Source organism: Streptomyces sp. NBC_01257 (genome assembly GCF_035917255.1).
Classification (GTDB): Bacteria; Actinomycetota; Actinomycetes; order Streptomycetales; family Streptomycetaceae; genus Streptomyces.
In genome coordinates this window covers 998,246-1,014,867 of sequence record NZ_CP108472.1, presented here as the reverse complement: position 1 = coordinate 1,014,867, position 16,622 = coordinate 998,246, and the positions used below count along the sequence as shown (strand labels likewise).

The following is a 16,622-nucleotide window of genomic DNA, read 5'->3' as shown; positions in this document are numbered from 1 at the left end:
CGCACGTCGTGAGGAGGCGGTGGCCATGAACGGAAACGGCAGGGGCAGCGGGAGCGGTGCGCTCGAAGGGGCCGTGGTCGCGGTCGCCGGAGCGGCGGGACCCGCCGGCCGGGCGGCGCTGCTGAGGCTCGCCGAGGCGGGCGCGGTGGTCGTCGCCTCCGACGCGAACGCCACCCGGCTCGCGGAGGCCGTGGACGCGGCCCGTTACGCCCACGGCGGCGCCACCGTCACCGGCGACACCGTGGACCTGCTCGATCTCGGTGCCGCCCGTGAATGGGCCGACAAGACGGAGAAGGAGTTCGGCCGGATCGACGGTCTGGTCCACCTCGTCGGCGGCTGGCGCGGCAGCCCGACCTTCGCCGAGACGGACCTCGCCGACTGGACGCTGCTGGAGAAGCTGCTGATCCGCACGGTCCAGAGCACCTCGCTGGCCTTCCAGGACGGTCTGCAGCGCAGCGACCGCGGCCGCTATCTGCTGATCAGCGCGGCCGGCGCGAGCAACCCCACCGCGGGCAACGCCGCCTACGCGGCGTCGAAGGCGGCGGCCGAGGCCTGGACCCTCGCGCTCGCGGACGCCTTCCGCAAGGCGGGGGGCGACCAGGGGCCGCAGAGCGCGGCTGCGATCCTGGTCGTGAAGGCACTGGTGCACGACGCCATGCGCGCCGAGCGCCCGAATGCGAAGTTCGCGGGCTTCACCGACGTCAAGGAGCTGGCCGATGCCATCGCCGGCGTCTGGGACCGGCCCGCCCCGGAAGTGAACGGAAAGCGCCTGTGGCTGACCCCGCAACCGTAAGGACCGACGCGCGTCGTCATCACGACCCGCAGGTACGCGGATTCGCCAGTGACAACTACGCGGGGACCCACCCGGAGATCCTCGCGGCCCTCGCCCTCGCCAACGGCGGCCATCAGATCGCCTACGGCGAGGACGACTACACCGGTCACCTCCAGCGCGTGATGCACAGCCACTTCGGCCCCACCGCCGAGGCTTTTCCGGTCTTCAACGGAACGGGCGCCAACGTGGTCTCGCTCCAGGCGATGACCGACCGCTGGGGCGCCGTCATCTGCGCCGAGTCCGCGCACATCAACGTGGACGAGGGAGGCGCGCCGGAGCGGGTCGGCGGGCTCAAGCTGCTCACCGTGCCCACCGAGGACGGCAAGCTCACGCCGGAGCTCATCGACCGGCAGGCGTACGGCTGGGACGACGAGCACCGCGCCATGCCGCAGGTCGTCTCGATCACCCAGAACACCGAGCTGGGCACGGTCTACACCCCCGACGAGATCCGCGCCATCTGCGAGCACGCCCACGGGCACGGCATGAAGGTCCATCTCGACGGGGCCCGGATAGCCAACGCCGCGGCCTCCCTGGACGTACCGATGCGGACGTTCACGAACACGGTCGGCGTCGACGTGCTCTCCTTCGGCGGCACCAAGAACGGGGCCATCTTCGGCGAGGCCGTCGTGGTGCTGAACCCGGACGCCGTCCGGGCGATGAAGCACCTGCGCAAGCTGTCGATGCAGCTCGCCTCCAAGATGCGCTTCGTCTCGGTGCAACTCGAGGCGCTGCTGGCCGGCGACCTGTGGCTGCGCAACGCCCGGCACGCCAACACCATGGCCCAGCGGCTCGCCGAGGGCGTCCGCGCGGTCGGCGGCGTGGAGATCCTCTATCCCGTCCAGGCCAACGCCGTCTTCGCCCGGCTGCCGCACGCGGTGAGCGAGCGGCTGCAGAAGCGCTTCCGGTTCTACTTCTGGGACGAGAAGGCCGGTGACGTGCGCTGGATGTGCGCCTTCGACACCACGGAGGACGACGTCGACGCGTTCCTCCTCGCCCTGAAGGAAGAGATGGCGGCGGCGTAGCGTCCCACCATGCATGAATATGCGGTCGACCGGAAATGCATTGACTCCGGTCGGCCGCTTCCCTACGCTCGACGCTCATGGAGCTGACGCAGCAGATCCCGGAGATCTCCGCCTACCTGACGGCCGACGAGGCAATCGACCACGAGCATCCGCTGGTCCGCGAGACGGCCGCACGACTGCGCTCCGAGGCAACGGACGCATACTCATACGCCGCCGCTGCTTACGCCTTCGTACGTGACACCGTCACGCACTCCGCGGACTCGGGCGATATGCGGGTCGCCTGGCGCGCCTCGGACGTCCTCGCCACCCGCAACGGCATCTGCCATGCCAAATCGCACGCCCTGGCCGCACTCCTGCGTGCGGAGGGCATCCCCACCGCCCTCTGCTACCAGGCGCTCGCGGACGACTCCGGGGATCCGGGGGCGGTCCACGGGCTGGTGGCGCTGAGGCTGCCGGGCCGTGACCGCTGGGACCGGCAGGATCCGCGGGGCAACGTGCCGCCGGGTGTGGACGCGCAGTTCTCGCTGGACGAGGAGCGGCTGGCCTGGCCCGTCCGGCCGGAGTTCAATGAAGTGGACTATCCAGTACTCTATGCAGCACCGCATCCGGAGGTGCTGCGTGCCCTGCGGACGGCCGCCGACCGCGCGGAACTCTGGCGCACACTCCCGACAGCACTCTGACGACACCCACTCCAGGCAAGGTATCGATGACCCCGACCATCACCGTCTCCGACGAGGTACGCGCCCTCGCCCCCGGCTTCACCTGCCTCGCCGTGGAGGCGCACGGCCTGGTCAACGGACCCAGCGACGTGCGGAGCTCGGCCCTCCTGGACGACGCGACGCGACGCCTCGCCGAGCGGCTCGACGGCCGGCCCCCGCACGAGGACCCCCACCTCGCCGCCTGGCGCGACACCTACACCGCGTTCGGCGCCAAGCCCTCACGTACCCGCAACTCCGCCGAGGCGCTCGCCAAGCGGGCCCTGAGCGAGGCGGGGCTGCCCCGGATCAATCTGCTGGTCGACCTCTACAACGCGATCAGCGTCGCCCATCTGATCCCGGTCGGCGGCGAGGACACGGACCGCATCGAGGGAGCCATGCGGCTCGTGCGCTCCACCGGGCGCGAGCCCTTTCCCACCGTCGCGGGCGGAGAGGAGACCATCGAGCACCCCGAGCCCGGCGAGGTCGTCTGGCGCGACGACGAGGGCGTCACCTGCCGGCGGTGGAACTGGCGCCAGGGAGTACGCACCCGGCTCACCGAGGAGTCGGTGAACGCCCTCTTCCTGCTGGAGAGCCTGGCGCCGATGACCGCCGGTGAACTCGAGGCGGCCGGCACCGAACTCGCCGAGTCCCTGGAGAAGCTGAGCCCCGGAGCGCGGATCACCGTCCGCACTCCGGAGTGACGTTTCGGCCGCACTCCGGGCCGGCGCCCGTCAGCTGCGCTCGCGGACCTCGGCGGCCGTCGGAGCCGTACCGCCGAGGTGCGAGGGCACCCACCAGGTGTCGCTCGCGTCCTTCGGGCGCACCGGGTAGGCGCGCTGGGCCGCTTCGAGCAGCTCCTGCACGCGCTCCCGCAACCGCCGGGTGATCGCACCCGCGTACTGGTCGGTCGGGGCCTCCAGCGGCTCACCGACCCGGATCGTCACCGGGATGTGGCTGCGCCTGAAGTTGCGCGGGCGCCCCTTGGTCCACAGCCGCTGGGTGCCCCACAGCGCCATCGGGATCAGCGGAACGCCGGCCTCCTGGGCGAGACGGGCCGCACCCGACTTGAAGCTCTTGAGCGTGAAGGACTCCGAGATCGTCGCCTCGGGGAACACGCCGACGATCTCGCCGGAGCGCAGCGAGGAGAGGGCGTGCGCATACGCGTCCTCGCCCTGCTTCCGGTCGACGGGGATGTGCTTCATGCCGCGCATCAGCGGTCCCGAGACCTTGTGCCGGAACACCGATTCCTTCGCCATGAACCGCACCAGCCGCTTCTGCGGCAGCGCCGACAGCCCGGTGAAGATGAAGTCCAGATAGCTGATGTGGTTGCTGACCAGAACCGCGCCACCGGTCTTCGGGATGTGCTCCGAACCCTGAGTGTCGATCTTCAGGTCGAGCGCCTTGAAAAACGTACGAGCGGCGCCGATGACCGGCCGATAGACGAGTTCTGCCATCTGGAGAAGACCCTTCTTCAGCGCCTGGGGAGGGTTCTCCCGGCGGAAGTTACGCAGCCGTAGGTTTTCGGCATTGGGCCGATCGTGCCCCATGCGCGTCGTGGTGGCCAGTCTCGGCGGGCGCGGGGCGCGAGATTCTCGTCACGTGGAACGGCCGGGAATGTCCGGGCGGCCGTGGGTGCTGACCCTTTGCGTAGAGCTCTGACAGGAGGCCGAAGGTGGACGGGCAGGCAGATACGAACAGGCTGGACACGGCCCAACTCGGCGTGGAATTGGGGGAGCGGGCGACGCTGGTCCAGTTCTCCAGCGCGTTCTGTCAGCCGTGCCGGGCGACCCGTCGCACCCTCGCCGAGGTGGCGGGGATGGTCGACGGTGTCGCCCATGTGGAGATCGACGCCGAGGCGCATCTCACTCTTGTGCGCGCGCTGGACATCAGCCGGACCCCGACCGTGCTGGTCCTCGACGCCGCCGGCCGCATCGTCCGCCGGGCCGTCGGACAGCCACGCACCGCCGACGTCGTCGCCGCGCTGGGACAGGCGATATGACGGGCCGTGATGCTTCTCCCACCTGATGGGACGGTCTTGACTGCAACCGCCACGCATCGTCACTCTGACGCTATGCCGCCAGTACTCCTTCTCTACGGCCGGGTCCACGTCGACCTCGCCCGCAACGCGAGTGCGCGCTGTCCGGATGCCTGAGCATCCACGGCCCCGTACCTCCGACGTGCAGAAGGACATCTCCATGACGGCATCACCCGAACTCGGCAACGCCCGGACCGCCTCGCCCGACCTCCTCCGCTCCGTGTTCCGGCAGCACGCCGCCGGCGTCGCCGTGATCACCGCGGCCGGTGACCGGCCGGTCGGTTTCACCGCCACCTCCCTCAACTCCGTCGCGGCCGACCCGCCGCTCATCTCCTTCGGCGTCGGCACCTCGTCCTCCAGCTGGCCGGTGGTGGCGGAGGCCGAGCACATCGGCGTCCACATACTCGGCGATCACCAGCGGGAGCTGGCCGCCACCTTCGCGCGCAGCGGCGCCGACCGGTTCGGCCCGTCCACCCGATGGAGCAGCGGGCCCGAAGGCGTCCCGGTGCTGGACGGCGTGCTCGCCTGGCTGGTCTGCCGGGTCGTGGCCAGGATCCCGGCGGGGGACCACCGCATCGTGATCGCGCAGGCGGTCGTCGGTGATCCGGCCGGCGGCGGCCGTCCGCTGGTCTATCACCAGGGCAGGTTCACGGCTCTGCGAGACTGACCTCGCCGTGGTGGCATCCGAGCGCCCGGCGTTGGCCAGATCACAGCGCAAAGCGCTTGCTCATTGAACACCCAGTGGGTGTACTGGCGAGTAATATTACGGTCGGTGCGCCGGTCGCCCCGACCGGAAATCGCCCCATCAGGCGCCTATGCTGCGTGCAACAAGGCAGCCCGGAAATGACGATGCAGTAGGAGAGCCGGCGTGAGCTTGAGGATCGTTGTCTGTGTGAAGTACGTGCCCGACGCGACCGGTGACCGGCATTTCGCCGATGACCTGACGTTGGATCGTGAGGATGTCGACGGGCTGCTGTCGGAGCTGGACGAGTACGCGGTCGAGCAGGCGTTGCAGATCGCGGACGCGGCGGACGATGCGGAGGTCACCGTGCTGACGGTGGGTCCGGAGGACGCCAAGGACGCGTTGCGCAAGGCGCTGTCGATGGGTGCGGACAAGGCCGTTCATGTCGAGGACGACGATCTGCACGGCACGGATGTGATCGGTACGTCGCTGGTGCTGGCGAAGGCGATCGAGAAGACGGGTTACGACCTGGTGATCTCGGGGATGGCGTCGACGGACGGCACGATGGGTGTGGTTCCGGCGCTGCTGGCCGAGCGGCTGGGTGTGCCGCAGGTGACGCTGCTGTCCGAGGTGTCGGTCGAGGGCGGTGTGGTGAAGGGCCGCCGGGACGGTGACACGGCGTCCGAGCAGCTGGAGGCGTCGCTGCCGGCGGTGGTGTCGGTGACCGACCAGTCCGGTGAGGCCCGTTACCCGTCGTTCAAGGGGATCATGGCCGCGAAGAAGAAGCCGGTCGAGTCGCTGGACCTGGACGACCTGGGGATCGACGCGGACGAGGTCGGCCTGGGTGGCGCGTGGACCGCGGTCGACTCCGCCGCGCAGCGTCCGGCCCGTACCGCGGGCACGATCGTCAAGGACGAGGGCGAGGGCGGCAAGCAGCTGGCCGAGTTCCTGGCCGGCCAGAAGTTCATCTGAGCCCCGGCCGTACCCCTTCACCGCCCCCGCCTACCTCGCACACGCAGGAGATTGAAGTCCCATGGCTGAAGTTCTCGTCTATGTCGACCACGTGGACGGTGCCGTCCGGAAGCCCACCCTGGAGCTGCTGACGCTCGCCCGCCGCATCGGCGAGCCCGTCGCCGTCGCCCTGGGCAACGGCGCCGCGGACACCGCCGCCGTGCTTGCCGAGCACGGTGCCGTCAAGGTTCTGACCGCCGACGCCCCCGAGTTCGCCGACTACCTCGTCGTACCGAAGGTCGACGCGCTCCAGGCCGCCTACGACGCGGTGTCCCCGGCCGCCGTGCTGCTGCCCTCCTCCGCGGAGGCCAAGGAGATCGCGGCCCGCCTCGCGGTCCGGATCGGTTCCGGCATCATCACCGACGCCGTCGACCTGGAAGCCGGCGATCAGGGCCCGGTCGCCACGCAGTCCGCGTTCGCCGCCTCGTACACCACCAAGACCCGTGTCTCCAAGGGTGCCCCGGTCGTCACCGTCAAGCCGAACTCGGCCCCGGTCGAGCCGGCACCGGCCGCCGGTGCCGTCGAGGCCCTCACGGTCTCCTTCTCGGCGCAGGCCACCGGCACCAAGGTCCTCTCCCGCACCCCGCGTGAGTCGACCGGGCGTCCGGAGCTGACCGAGGCCGCGATCGTCGTCTCCGGCGGCCGTGGCGTCAACGGCGCGGAGAACTTCGCGGTCATCGAGGCCCTCGCCGACTCGCTCGGTGCCGCCGTCGGCGCCTCGCGCGCCGCGGTCGACGCCGGCTGGTACCCGCACTCCAACCAGGTCGGCCAGACCGGCAAGTCCGTCTCGCCGCAGCTCTACATCGCCTCGGGCATCTCCGGCGCGATCCAGCACCGGGCCGGCATGCAGACCTCGAAGACCATCGTCGCGGTCAACAAGGACGCCGAGGCCCCGATCTTCGACCTCGTCGACTACGGCGTCGTCGGTGACCTCTTCAACGTCGTCCCCCAGCTCACCGACGAGGTCAACACCCGCAAGGGCTGACCCCCACGGCACACAGCACAGCACGACGGCCCGGGGCCGCGCGGTGAACCCACCGCGCGGCCCCGCACCGTTTCCGATCACCATTGACGCAGGTACGACAGCCTTATAACTTCACTATACGGATTGTTGATTCCGGGAAGCGGAAACAACGAGAGTGCGGAGGGTGCGGAGATGGGTCAGCAGGAGAAGGTGGCGACGAGCCTCGCCGGTGCGGTCAGCGACGGGATCAGCGCCTCCCTCACGGCGGTGGACGCCGAACTCGCCCGCCGCTACCCGGGCGACCCCGGCACGCGCCAGCCCGTCCACACGGTCTACGTACCCGGGGACGCCTTCACCGAGGGCACCATCCGCTCCTGGGGCGACCAGGCACTGCGGTCGCTCGACGAGCACGCCCCCGACGCCGCCTCGCTCGCCGCGGTCCTCGGCATTCCGGACGAGCTCGCCGGCCCCGTCCACGACCGCGTCCGCGCCAAGCTGGAGCGCGAGCCCGTCGAGGACCTGCGGATCGACTTCGAGGACGGCTACGGCCCCCGCTCCGACGCCGAGGAGGACGAGGCCGCGGCCCGGGCGGCCCGGCTGATCTCGGAGGCGTACGCGAACGGCACGGCGGCCCCGTACATGGGCATCCGGATGAAGTGCATGGAAGCCGCGGTACGCGACCGGGGCATCCGCACCACGGACGTCTTCCTCACCGGCCTGATGGAGGCGGGCGGCCTTCCCGACGGGCTCGTGCTGACCCTGCCGAAGGTGACGTACCCCGAACAGGTCACCGCCTTCGTCCAGCTCCTCGAAGCCTTCGAGAAGGCCCACGCCCTGCCCTCCGGGCGGCTCGGCTTCGAGATCCAGATCGAGACCAGCCAGTCCATCCTCGCGGCCGACGGCACCGCCGCCGTCGCCCGGATGATCGACGCCGCGCAGGGCCGGGCGACCGGACTGCACTACGGCACGTTCGACTACAGCGCCTGCGTCGGGGTCAGCGCCGCCTACCAGGCGAGCGACCACCCGGCGGCCGACCACGCGAAGGCCGTCATGCAGGTGGCCGCCGCGGGCACCGGGGTACGGGTCTCCGACGGCTCGACCAACGTCCTGCCCGTCGGCCCGACCCCGCAGGTCCACGAGGCCTGGCGACTGCACTACGGCCTCACGCGGCGCGCTCTGGCCCGCGCCTACTACCAGGGCTGGGACATGCACCCGGGCCACCTGCCGACCCGCTACGCGGCCGTCTACACCTTCTACCGCGAGGGCCTGGAGCAGGCCGCGGCCCGGCTCGCCGCCTACGTGGCCAAGGCCGGCGGCGACGTGATGGACGAACCCGCCACCGCCAAGGCGCTCAGCGGCTACCTGCTGCGCGGCATCGACTGCGGCGCCCTGGACACCGCCGAGGTGGCCCGGCTGACCGGACTGACCCGCGCGGACCTCGACGCCTTCGCCTCACCGCGGCGCGGCGGGCTGACCGTCACGGCGCCGTAGCGGGTAGCGCACCGTGTGAACGATCCGGTCGTCCCGGGCGCCGGCGTGTGCCGCGCCCGGGACGACCGGATCACCGGCGTTGTATCGGGCCTCCGATACGCCGCGCGCGCTGGGTGAGTCTGCTGCGGAGCCGCATGCTCACCAGGACGCCGACGAGCAGCACGAGGACGACGAGGCTGGTGACCCGCCAGAGGATGCTGTTCAGCACGGTGACCACGCCGATGAACGCGAGGCCGAGCAGGAACACCATTTCGCGGAGTTCCTTCTTGAGCTGGTAGGTACGGCTGCAGCGGATGCGTACGGTGGCCAGCCACTGTCCCTCGACGCCGAGTCCGGACCACAGCCTGCGGTCCAGGAACGCCCACGGCAGGTCCGGATAGGTGCCGAGCGCGTCGAGCGAGCTCGGATAGCGGCTGGTCATGTCGCCGCCGTGCAGCTCGGTCCGGCGGCTCTGCACCTCGTCGCTCGTCTGGATGGCCTTCAGTTCGAGGATCGGCACGATCCCGTTCTCGTCCGGGAAGCCCTCCAGCACCACGTCATCGCCGCTGGACACGCCGATGAGCTGAAGCGTGAGGGCGTCCAGCAGGCAGACCTCGTGCTCCGCGCTGGCGCGGTCGCCGTCCTGGATCCGGCAGGTGATGTAGCTCTGCTTGCCGAACAGCAGATCCTGCCAGCGGTGTCTGCGCTTGGGGAGCGTGGCCGGGCGCACCGTGATCGCTTCGCCCGGCTCGACCCCCACGCAGATCCGCAGCGAGCGGTCGACCTGCACGGTTCGCCGGTCCTCGCGGTCGATGTCGGCAGCGACCACCACATTGGCCAGAGCGCCGAGCCGCTCGTGCCGGGCAGCGGGAATCTGAACGTTCTGCACGATCACATGGCTCGGGTGGCGCAGCGTGGCGGCGAGCCCGGCCGAGATCCTGACGACACCCGAACCGCGCTGGTCGTACGTATCGGGGGTGCGGGCGGCGTGGAAGGCGTTCGGCGGCAGGTCATTGGCCGGGTGGATGTCGTCGTACGGAATGTTCGACGGCGCCTCGGGGACCAGGTCCTCCAGCCCGGACCGTGTGGTGCGTTCCTCGTCCTGGAACAGCCGGGTGCCCTTCTCGCAGAGCTGTTCGTCGCCCCGGGCCCGCGAGCTGAACTCGTCGGGCGTGTCACCGAACCACTCCCGCAGGCGCCGTGACTCCGAGAGCAGGTCGGTGAGCAACTGCCGCTCGCCGGGGTGCGTCCTGGGGGCGCCCGTTCCGTCGTGGATCACGCCGTAGCGGTGTACATACGCGTAGACGCCGCCCAGCCGCTCGCCGGAGGGCAGCTCGACGGGGAAGTCGTCGCCCGGCAGGAACACCCGGTCGTACTCGCCACCGGGTGTGAAGACGCCCTCGCTGCCGTCGACGATCTCCAGCTGGGCCGCGTCCAGCCAGGTGACGAACAGGTCGCGGGTCCTGCCCGGCGTGTGGAAGGGGGACGCCGAGACGTAGCCGAGCGGACTCACATAGGCGGAGACCCCGACCCCGATGCCGGTGGAGCGGACCTTGACCATGGGAATGGTCGAGGAGACGCCCAGCCCTTCCATCTTGTGCCGCAACTGCGCCGGGCAGGCGTTGGAGCCGATCGAGAGCACCGGGTACCGCTCCCCGATCAGCGGTTCGTTGGAGCTCATGAGCGCGTAGTCGAGCGGTACGGCACGACTCGACGCGGCGTTGCCGTTGAATCCGTTGTCCGGGCTCTCCACCAGCCACTGGGCGAGCCGCCGGTTCTGCTTGGGCCGTAACCTCAGGTACTCGTTCCGATGCAGCAGGCCCGATTCCACGGGCCAGGCCCCCGGGTAGATGAGCGGGTGTTCGCGTGGCGCTTCATCAAGGCCCAATGCCTCAAGAGTGCGTTCGTTCACCTTGCTTCTGACCTTCCCCGGAAATTAGGAATACGGGCGCAGTGCGTCCGACATCCTAGTGAACCGGGCACCGCGCCTCCCAGAAGGCCAGAAGGTGCGAATCCGCTCAAGTGTTCTCAGGACGGGCGCAGTTCGCCCGAACCGCGGGCGATCAGTCGCGTCGGGAGTTCGACGCGGGCCGGTGAGTGGTCGGCCCCGTCGAGGCGGCGGAAGAGATGTTCGGCCGCGGTGCGGCCGACTGCCGCCGCGTCCTGGGAGATGACGGTGATGCCGAGCAGATCCGCCAGCTCGATGTCGTCGAAGCCGACCAGGGCGACCGGCCGCTCCCGGCCCGCGAGGACGCGCACCGCGGTCACCGTCACACGGTTGTTGCCCGCGAAGAGCGCGGTGACGGGTTCCGGGCCGGAGAGCATGGTCTCGGCGGCCACCCGGACGCGGTCCGGGTCCGTGGAGCCGAGTGAGACCCAGGAGTCCTCGACGGTGATCCCGGCGTCGGTCATCGCCGTGTGGTAGCCGCGCAGACGCTCGGTGGCGGTGTGGATCCGGGGCTGGTCACCGATGAAGCCGATCCGGCGGTGGCCGTGGGCGATCAGGTGGGAGACGCCCTCGCGGGCGCCGCCGAAGCTGTCCGAGAGGACCATGTCGGCATCGATCCGGCCCGCCGGGCGGTCCACGAACACCGTCGCTATGCCGGCCTTGATCTCCGGTTCCAGGTAGCGGTGGTCGTCGCCGGCCGGAATCACGATCAGCCCGTCGACGCGGCGCGCGCAGAGTGCGAGGACGAGTTCCTGCTCGCGCTCCGGGTCCTCGGCGCTCGAACCGTTGATGAGCAGGGCGCCGTGCGCCCGTGCCACCTCCTCCACCGCGCGGCTCAGCGGTCCGTAGAACGGGTCGGCGAGATCCTCCAGGACCAGGCCGATGGAGGCGGTGCGGCCCTTGCGCAGTACCCGTGCGCTGTCGTTGCGGCGGAAGCCCAGCGCGTCGATGGCCTCCTGGACGCGGCGCTCGGTGTCGGGTGTGACGCCCGGCTCGCTGTTGACCACCCGGGAGACCGTCTTGAGGCCCACTCCGGCGCGGGCGGCCACATCCTTCATGGTCGGCCTGTTGCCGTAACGGGGCTCGGGGTGACGGGTGGTCTCGGCCACGGTGCGCTGTCCTGTCGTCGGGTACGGGGCTGTCCGGACGGACCGCGGAGGGTACCGCTGGGGCGGCCGGAGGGTGTGGCGTCGAGCATAGGCCCTGGACAACGTTGTCAGCTGAATGGAGACTATGCAGACTATTTACTGAAGCCGCAGGTCCGCCCCCTCACCATCCGGAGCCCACACCGATGCATACCGACCTCGTCGCCGCGCTGGACATCGGCGGCACCAAGATCGCCGGAGCGTTGGTGGACGGCGACGGCACGCTCCGCGTGCGGGTGCAGCGTCCGACGCCCGCCCGGGAGGACGGCGAGACGGTGATGGCGGCCGTCGGTGAGGTGCTGGCCGAACTGACCGCCTCCCCGCTGTGGGGCCGGGCCACGGCCGTCGGGATCGGCAGCGCGGGTCCGGTGGACGCCGCGGCCGGGACGGTCAGTCCCGTCAACGTGCCCGGCTGGCGGGGCTTCCCGCTGGTGGAGCGGGTGAGCAGGGCGACCGGCGGGCTCCCGGTCGAGCTGGTCGGCGACGGCGTCGCGATCACCGCGGCCGAGCACTGGCTCGGCGCCGCCCGCGGCCATGACAACGCGCTGTGCATGGTCGTGTCGACCGGGGTCGGCGGCGGGCTCGTCCTCGGCGGTTCGCTCCACCCCGGCCCCAGCGGCAACGCGGGCCACATCGGGCACATCAGCGTGGATCTCGACGGCGATCCCTGCCCGTGCGGGGCGCGCGGCTGCGTCGAGCGCATCGCGAGCGGCCCCAACATCGCCCGCCGCGCCCTGGAGGGCGGCTGGCGGCCCGGCCCGGACGGCGACGCGTCGGCGGCCGCGGTCGCGGCCGCCGCACGGGCGGGCGACCCGGTCGCCGTCGCCTCGTTCGAACGCGCCGCGCAGGCGCTGGCCGCGGGCATCGCCGCGACGGCCACCCTGGTCGAGATCGACATCGCGGTGATCGGAGGCGGAGTGGCCGGCGCCGGCGAGGTGCTGTTCGCCCCGCTGCGCACCGCCCTGCGCCGGTACGCGACGCTCTCGTTCGTCCAGCAGCTCACCGTGGCACCGGCGGTCATGGGCAACGACGCCGGACTCGTGGGCGCGGCGGCCGCGGCCTTCGCCGCACGGGTCACCGCGGACGGGGCTGTGTCCGTCTAGCGGCGGTCCGGCTCTCCGGGCCGTCACGGAACCGCGGCCGGGTGGCGACGGCGGCTGTCGTCGCCACCCGGCCGCCCCGAGGACCTTCTGCCTCCCCGGGGCGGCGGCCTCAGCAGGTGATGCGGAGGTCCGCCCAGTCCGCGTGGTCGGAGTCGACGCCGTCGCCCCCGTCGGTGACCACCAGACGTACGACCTGCGCACCGCTCACGTCGGCCGAGACCGGCTGCGCGGCCATCGCGTTGGTCAGCACCCCGGTCGATGCCGCCTTCGTGCCGTCCGCCCAGATCTCGAAGCCCACGCTTCCCTTGTCGCCCTTCTCGTCGTCGACCCCGACGAGGGCCGTCAGCGCGCTGCACGCGCCGCCCGTGTAGAACTCGACGGCACTGTCCGCGTGCACCCCAAGCCCCTTCGCGTACACCTCGCCGCCGATGGTGAGCGGATGGCCGTCACCGGCCGCGCTCTCACCGTTGCTGGTGTCCTTCTCGACCGGTCCGTAGCCGTTGGCCGCGGAGAGCTGCGGCAGATCGCTCAGGTAGCCGTCGCCGGCCGGTGGCGCCACCACCACATGGGCCTGGAACGGTACGGAGGTCCGCACCCGCTGTCCCGAGGGCGAGCGGTACTGCGCGGTGAGTGTCAGATCGTAGGCACCGGTTGCCGTGCCGGCCGGAGCCGTGACGCGCCAGCGGGTGGTCAGCGCCCTGCCGGTCGGCAGGGCGGCAGCCGTGGTCGCGGAATCGGCCCTGACCCGCCAGCCGGCCGGCCCGGAGAGCGCGGCCGACACCTTCACGGCGGGCGTCCGGCCCAGGCCGGTGACCGTGGTGGTCAGCTGCTGCGTGCGGCCGGCCTCCACGAACGGGATTGTGCCGAGCCCCAGTTCCACCGCGGGCGGATAGGCGGCCCAGTCGCTGTCGGCGGCGACACGCAGCAGGACGGTCCCATGGGCCGGGACGGTCGCCGAGAGGCCGCCCGCCGTGTTCTGCGTGGTGTGCGCCCAGAGATCGCGCACGGTGTACGCGGAGGCCTGCGGCAGCCCCGCCGCCGCGGCCGTCGTGGAGATCCGCTGCGCGCTCCCGGTCTCGTTGAACAGCGCCACCACCCGGCTGCCGTCCGCCATCTCCTTGGCGACGACCCAGCGCCCGCCCTCGGACGAGAGCACGGTGCCCTGCTTGCCGAGCGGGTCCTGGTCGACGGCGATGACCTCGTGGTTCGCGAGGATCTCGTACGTCTCGGGCGTCGCCGTGCGCAGATCGGAGCCGATGAGCAGGGGTGCGGCCATCACCGACCACATGGAGAAGTGGGTGCGGTACTCCGTGTCCGTCATCCCGCCGTTCCCGACCTCCAGCATGTCGGGGTCGTTCCAGTGGCCGGGGCCCGCGGCCGCCGCGAGCGGCAGGTTCTGCTTCATGATCGACAGCATGCTGCCCCAGCTGTCGTTGATGTCGCCCGTGGTGCGCCAGAGATTGCCCAGACCGGCGGCCCACTCCCAGGGTTTGTTCTCGCCCCATTCGCAAATGCTGTAGACGATGGGCCGGCCGGTCGCGGCCAGCGCGTCACGCATCGTCGTATAGCGCTCCTTGGCGTCCACGCCCTGGTTGTTGCAGTTGTCGTACTTGAGATAGTCGACGCCCCAGTCTGCGAACTGCTGAGCGTCGCTGTACTCGTGCCCGAGCGCGCCCGGGAGTCCGACGCTGTCGCAGGTCTTGGTGCCCGCGCTGGTGTATATGCCGAGCTTGAGCCCCTTCGAGTGGACGTAGTCGGCGACCGCCTTGATCCCGTTCGGGAATCGCGCCGGATCGGCTTCCAGCTTGCCGTCCGCGTTGCGCTGCGGCTTCGCCCAGCAGTCGTCCAGATTGACGAACTCGTAGCCCGCTTCCCTGAGTCCCTTCGCCACGAAGATATCGGCGATGCCCTTCACCATCGCCTCGTCGAACTCGGCCCGGCAATGGGTCGAGTTCCAGTTGTTGAACCCCATGGGGGGTGTGAGGGCGAGACCGTTGCCGGCCCGCGCGGCGCCTGGTGTCGCGGACGCGGTGGCGGGGGACTGGGCGGCGGCGGGAACGGTGACTCCCGCCGCGCACAGCAGGCCCGCGGCGAGCGCTCCGATGACTCTGCGGCGGCCTGTTCGGGTTGTACGGCTTGGAAGATGACGCATCGTTACGTTCCTCCTGGCTCGTGCCGAAACGGGTGGCGACATGTGCACGCCAAGACGAGCGATTACGTTAGAGCGTGTTGAAGTCTGTTGGAAGAGGGGTGGTGCCGGTTGTTCGGTATCTCGTCAAAACCCTTGACGCCACTGCTGGTTGGGGGTGAGATCCAAGCGCACGTTCGGTTGTGTTCGGTTGCCTTCCGGAGGAGGGGGTCATGGCGCACTCGTACGACAGGTCAGATCTGCCCGGCAGTGTCGCGGGACATCGGATGTCCCGGCGAAGTCTGCTGCGGGGCGCGGCAGTCGGAGCCGGCGCGGTCACGCTGCCCGCTCTGCTCACCGCCTGCGGCGGCGGACCCGGCGGTGACGGCAAGACCATCACCCTGGGATCGAACTCGTCCGACCCCATTCCGAAGAAGGCGTTCGCCGACGCCTTCAAGGCCTACGCCGCCCAGTCGGACGGCCGCAAGGTGAAGGTCAACACCGTTGACCACAACACCTTTCAGGAGAACATCAACCGATATCTCCAGGGCAAGCCCGACGACGTCTTCATGTGGTTCGCCGGAAATCGCATGCAGTTCTTCGCCAAGAAGGGGCTGCTGCACGACATCAGTGACAACTGGGAGGGCTACGAGGGATTCTCGGACGCCCTGAAGGCCCAGTCCACCGGCGAGGACGGCAAGCAGTACCTCACGCCCTACTACTACTATCCGTGGGCCGTGTTCCACCGGAAGAGCCTCTTCACCGAGCGCGGCTATCAGGCGCCCAAAACGCTCGACGAGTACGTGGCCCTCGCCAAGCAGATGCAGAAGGACAAGCTGGACCCCATCGCGTTCTGCGACAAGGACGGCTGGCCCGCCATGGGCACCTTCGACTACATCAACATGCGGACCAACGGATACGAATTCCACAAGAGCCTGATGGCCGGCGAGGAGGCCTGGACCGACAAACGGGTCCGGGAGGTCTTCGACACCTGGCGGCGCCTGCTCCCGTACTGCCAGCAGGGCGCCAACGGCCGTACCTGGCAGGAGGCCGCCACCAGCCTGCAGAAGCGCGAGGCGGGCATGACCGTCCTCGGACTGCCGCACCCCGGGGCCCAGTTCCCCAAGGGCGAACAGGCCGACCTCGACTTCTTCCCCTTCCCCGTCATCAACCCCGAGCACGGCCAGGACGCCGTCGAGGCGCCGATCGACGGGTTCCTGCTCGCGAAGAAGTCGAAGAACCTCAAGAACAAGAAGAGCCTGGAGAGCGCCAAGGACCTGCTGAAGTGGCTCGCCACCGGCAAGGCCGAGGACATCTACCTGAAGAGCGACCCGAACAACATCGCGGTCAGCGACCAGGCCGACACCTCCCAGTACTCCGCCATCCAGAAGAAGGCCGTCGAGCTGGTCTCCGGGGCGAAGCAGATCTCCCAGTTCCTGGACCGGGACACCCGCCCGGACTTCTCGTCCACGGTCATGATCCCGGCGATCCAGAAGTTCATCAGCAGTCCGAACGACGTGGACGGCCTGGTCAACGACATCGAACGGCAGAAGAAGACCATCTTCGCCTCGGACTGAACCGGGA

General features: G+C 70.2%; 15 protein-coding genes. 11 read left to right on the top strand and 4 right to left on the bottom strand.

Going from position 1 to position 16,622, the window contains the following annotated elements:
* The first annotated feature begins 25 nt into the window (after positions 1 to 25).
* The 4 genes from OG408_RS04510 to OG408_RS04495 all read left to right on the top strand — a co-directional run bounded on the left by OG408_RS04510 (position 26) and on the right by OG408_RS04495 (position 3,253).
* On the top strand, positions 26 to 793 hold the full coding sequence (locus tag OG408_RS04510) for an SDR family NAD(P)-dependent oxidoreductase (RefSeq protein ID WP_266785955.1): 768 nt from the start codon (positions 26 to 28) through the stop codon (positions 791 to 793).
* On the top strand, positions 772 to 1,854 hold the full coding sequence (locus OG408_RS04505) for a threonine aldolase family protein (protein ID WP_266775657.1): 1,083 nt from the start codon (positions 772 to 774) through the stop codon (positions 1,852 to 1,854). Before OG408_RS04510 ends, OG408_RS04505 begins: the two co-directional genes overlap by 22 nt.
* A 77-nt stretch (positions 1,855 to 1,931) precedes the next feature.
* The gene (locus OG408_RS04500) at positions 1,932 to 2,534 is read left to right on the top strand and encodes a transglutaminase-like domain-containing protein (RefSeq protein WP_326668339.1); all 603 of its coding nucleotides are present in this window, start codon (positions 1,932 to 1,934) and stop codon (positions 2,532 to 2,534) included.
* Positions 2,535 to 2,560: 26 nt separating this feature from the next.
* The gene (locus OG408_RS04495; RefSeq protein ID WP_285568955.1) at positions 2,561 to 3,253 is read left to right on the top strand and encodes a B3/B4 domain-containing protein; all 693 of its coding nucleotides are present in this window, start codon (positions 2,561 to 2,563) and stop codon (positions 3,251 to 3,253) included.
* Between the two features lie 30 nt (positions 3,254 to 3,283).
* Here OG408_RS04495 and OG408_RS04490 read toward each other — a convergent pair whose 3' ends face one another.
* The gene (locus tag OG408_RS04490; protein ID WP_266775651.1) at positions 3,284 to 4,006 is read right to left on the bottom strand and encodes a lysophospholipid acyltransferase family protein; all 723 of its coding nucleotides are present in this window, start codon (positions 4,004 to 4,006) and stop codon (positions 3,284 to 3,286) included.
* 218 nt (positions 4,007 to 4,224) lie between these two features.
* On the opposite strand from OG408_RS04490, the gene OG408_RS04485 reads away from it, so the two are divergent.
* From OG408_RS04485 to OG408_RS04465, 5 genes are all read left to right on the top strand, one after another.
* Complete coding sequence (locus OG408_RS04485; RefSeq protein WP_266775649.1) at positions 4,225 to 4,551, top strand: TlpA family protein disulfide reductase; 327 nt, start codon at positions 4,225 to 4,227, stop codon at positions 4,549 to 4,551.
* Positions 4,552 to 4,747: 196 nt separating this feature from the next.
* On the top strand, positions 4,748 to 5,254 hold the full coding sequence (locus tag OG408_RS04480) for a flavin reductase family protein (protein ID WP_266775647.1): 507 nt from the start codon (positions 4,748 to 4,750) through the stop codon (positions 5,252 to 5,254).
* A 201-nt stretch (positions 5,255 to 5,455) separates the two neighbouring features.
* Positions 5,456 to 6,241 carry an electron transfer flavoprotein subunit beta/FixA family protein gene (locus OG408_RS04475; RefSeq protein ID WP_266775645.1) on the top strand — a complete coding sequence of 262 codons (786 nt, stop codon included), beginning with the start codon at positions 5,456 to 5,458 and terminating at the stop codon, positions 6,239 to 6,241.
* A 61-nt stretch (positions 6,242 to 6,302) separates the two neighbouring features.
* Positions 6,303 to 7,265 carry an electron transfer flavoprotein subunit alpha/FixB family protein gene (locus tag OG408_RS04470; protein ID WP_326668336.1) on the top strand — a complete coding sequence of 321 codons (963 nt, stop codon included), beginning with the start codon at positions 6,303 to 6,305 and terminating at the stop codon, positions 7,263 to 7,265.
* A gap of 171 nt (positions 7,266 to 7,436) precedes the next feature.
* Positions 7,437 to 8,735 (top strand): DUF6986 family protein, encoded by a 1,299-nt coding sequence (locus OG408_RS04465; protein WP_266775640.1) that lies wholly within the window; start codon positions 7,437 to 7,439, stop codon positions 8,733 to 8,735.
* Between the two features lie 70 nt (positions 8,736 to 8,805).
* Here OG408_RS04465 and OG408_RS40125 read toward each other — a convergent pair whose 3' ends face one another.
* Positions 8,806 to 10,602, bottom strand: coding sequence for a hypothetical protein (locus OG408_RS40125; protein WP_405401858.1), 1,797 nt, complete (start codon positions 10,600 to 10,602; stop codon positions 8,806 to 8,808).
* Between the two features lie 140 nt (positions 10,603 to 10,742).
* A complete protein-coding gene (locus OG408_RS04455) occupies positions 10,743 to 11,771 on the bottom strand; it encodes a LacI family DNA-binding transcriptional regulator (RefSeq protein ID WP_266775638.1) in 1,029 nt (342 codons plus the stop codon).
* Positions 11,772 to 11,953: 182 nt separating this feature from the next.
* On the opposite strand from OG408_RS04455, the gene OG408_RS04450 reads away from it, so the two are divergent.
* The gene (locus OG408_RS04450; RefSeq protein ID WP_266775636.1) at positions 11,954 to 12,910 is read left to right on the top strand and encodes an ROK family protein; all 957 of its coding nucleotides are present in this window, start codon (positions 11,954 to 11,956) and stop codon (positions 12,908 to 12,910) included.
* Positions 12,911 to 13,019: 109 nt separating this feature from the next.
* Here the strand turns inward: OG408_RS04450 and OG408_RS04445 are convergent, their stop codons facing one another.
* On the bottom strand, positions 13,020 to 15,062 hold the full coding sequence (locus OG408_RS04445) for an NPCBM/NEW2 domain-containing protein (protein ID WP_326668332.1): 2,043 nt from the start codon (positions 15,060 to 15,062) through the stop codon (positions 13,020 to 13,022).
* 263 nt (positions 15,063 to 15,325) lie between these two features.
* Here OG408_RS04445 and OG408_RS04440 point away from each other — a divergent pair, with 263 nt between their 5' ends.
* Positions 15,326 to 16,615, top strand: coding sequence for an ABC transporter substrate-binding protein (locus tag OG408_RS04440; protein WP_266785953.1), 1,290 nt, complete (start codon positions 15,326 to 15,328; stop codon positions 16,613 to 16,615).
* Positions 16,616 to 16,622 lie beyond the last annotated feature (7 nt).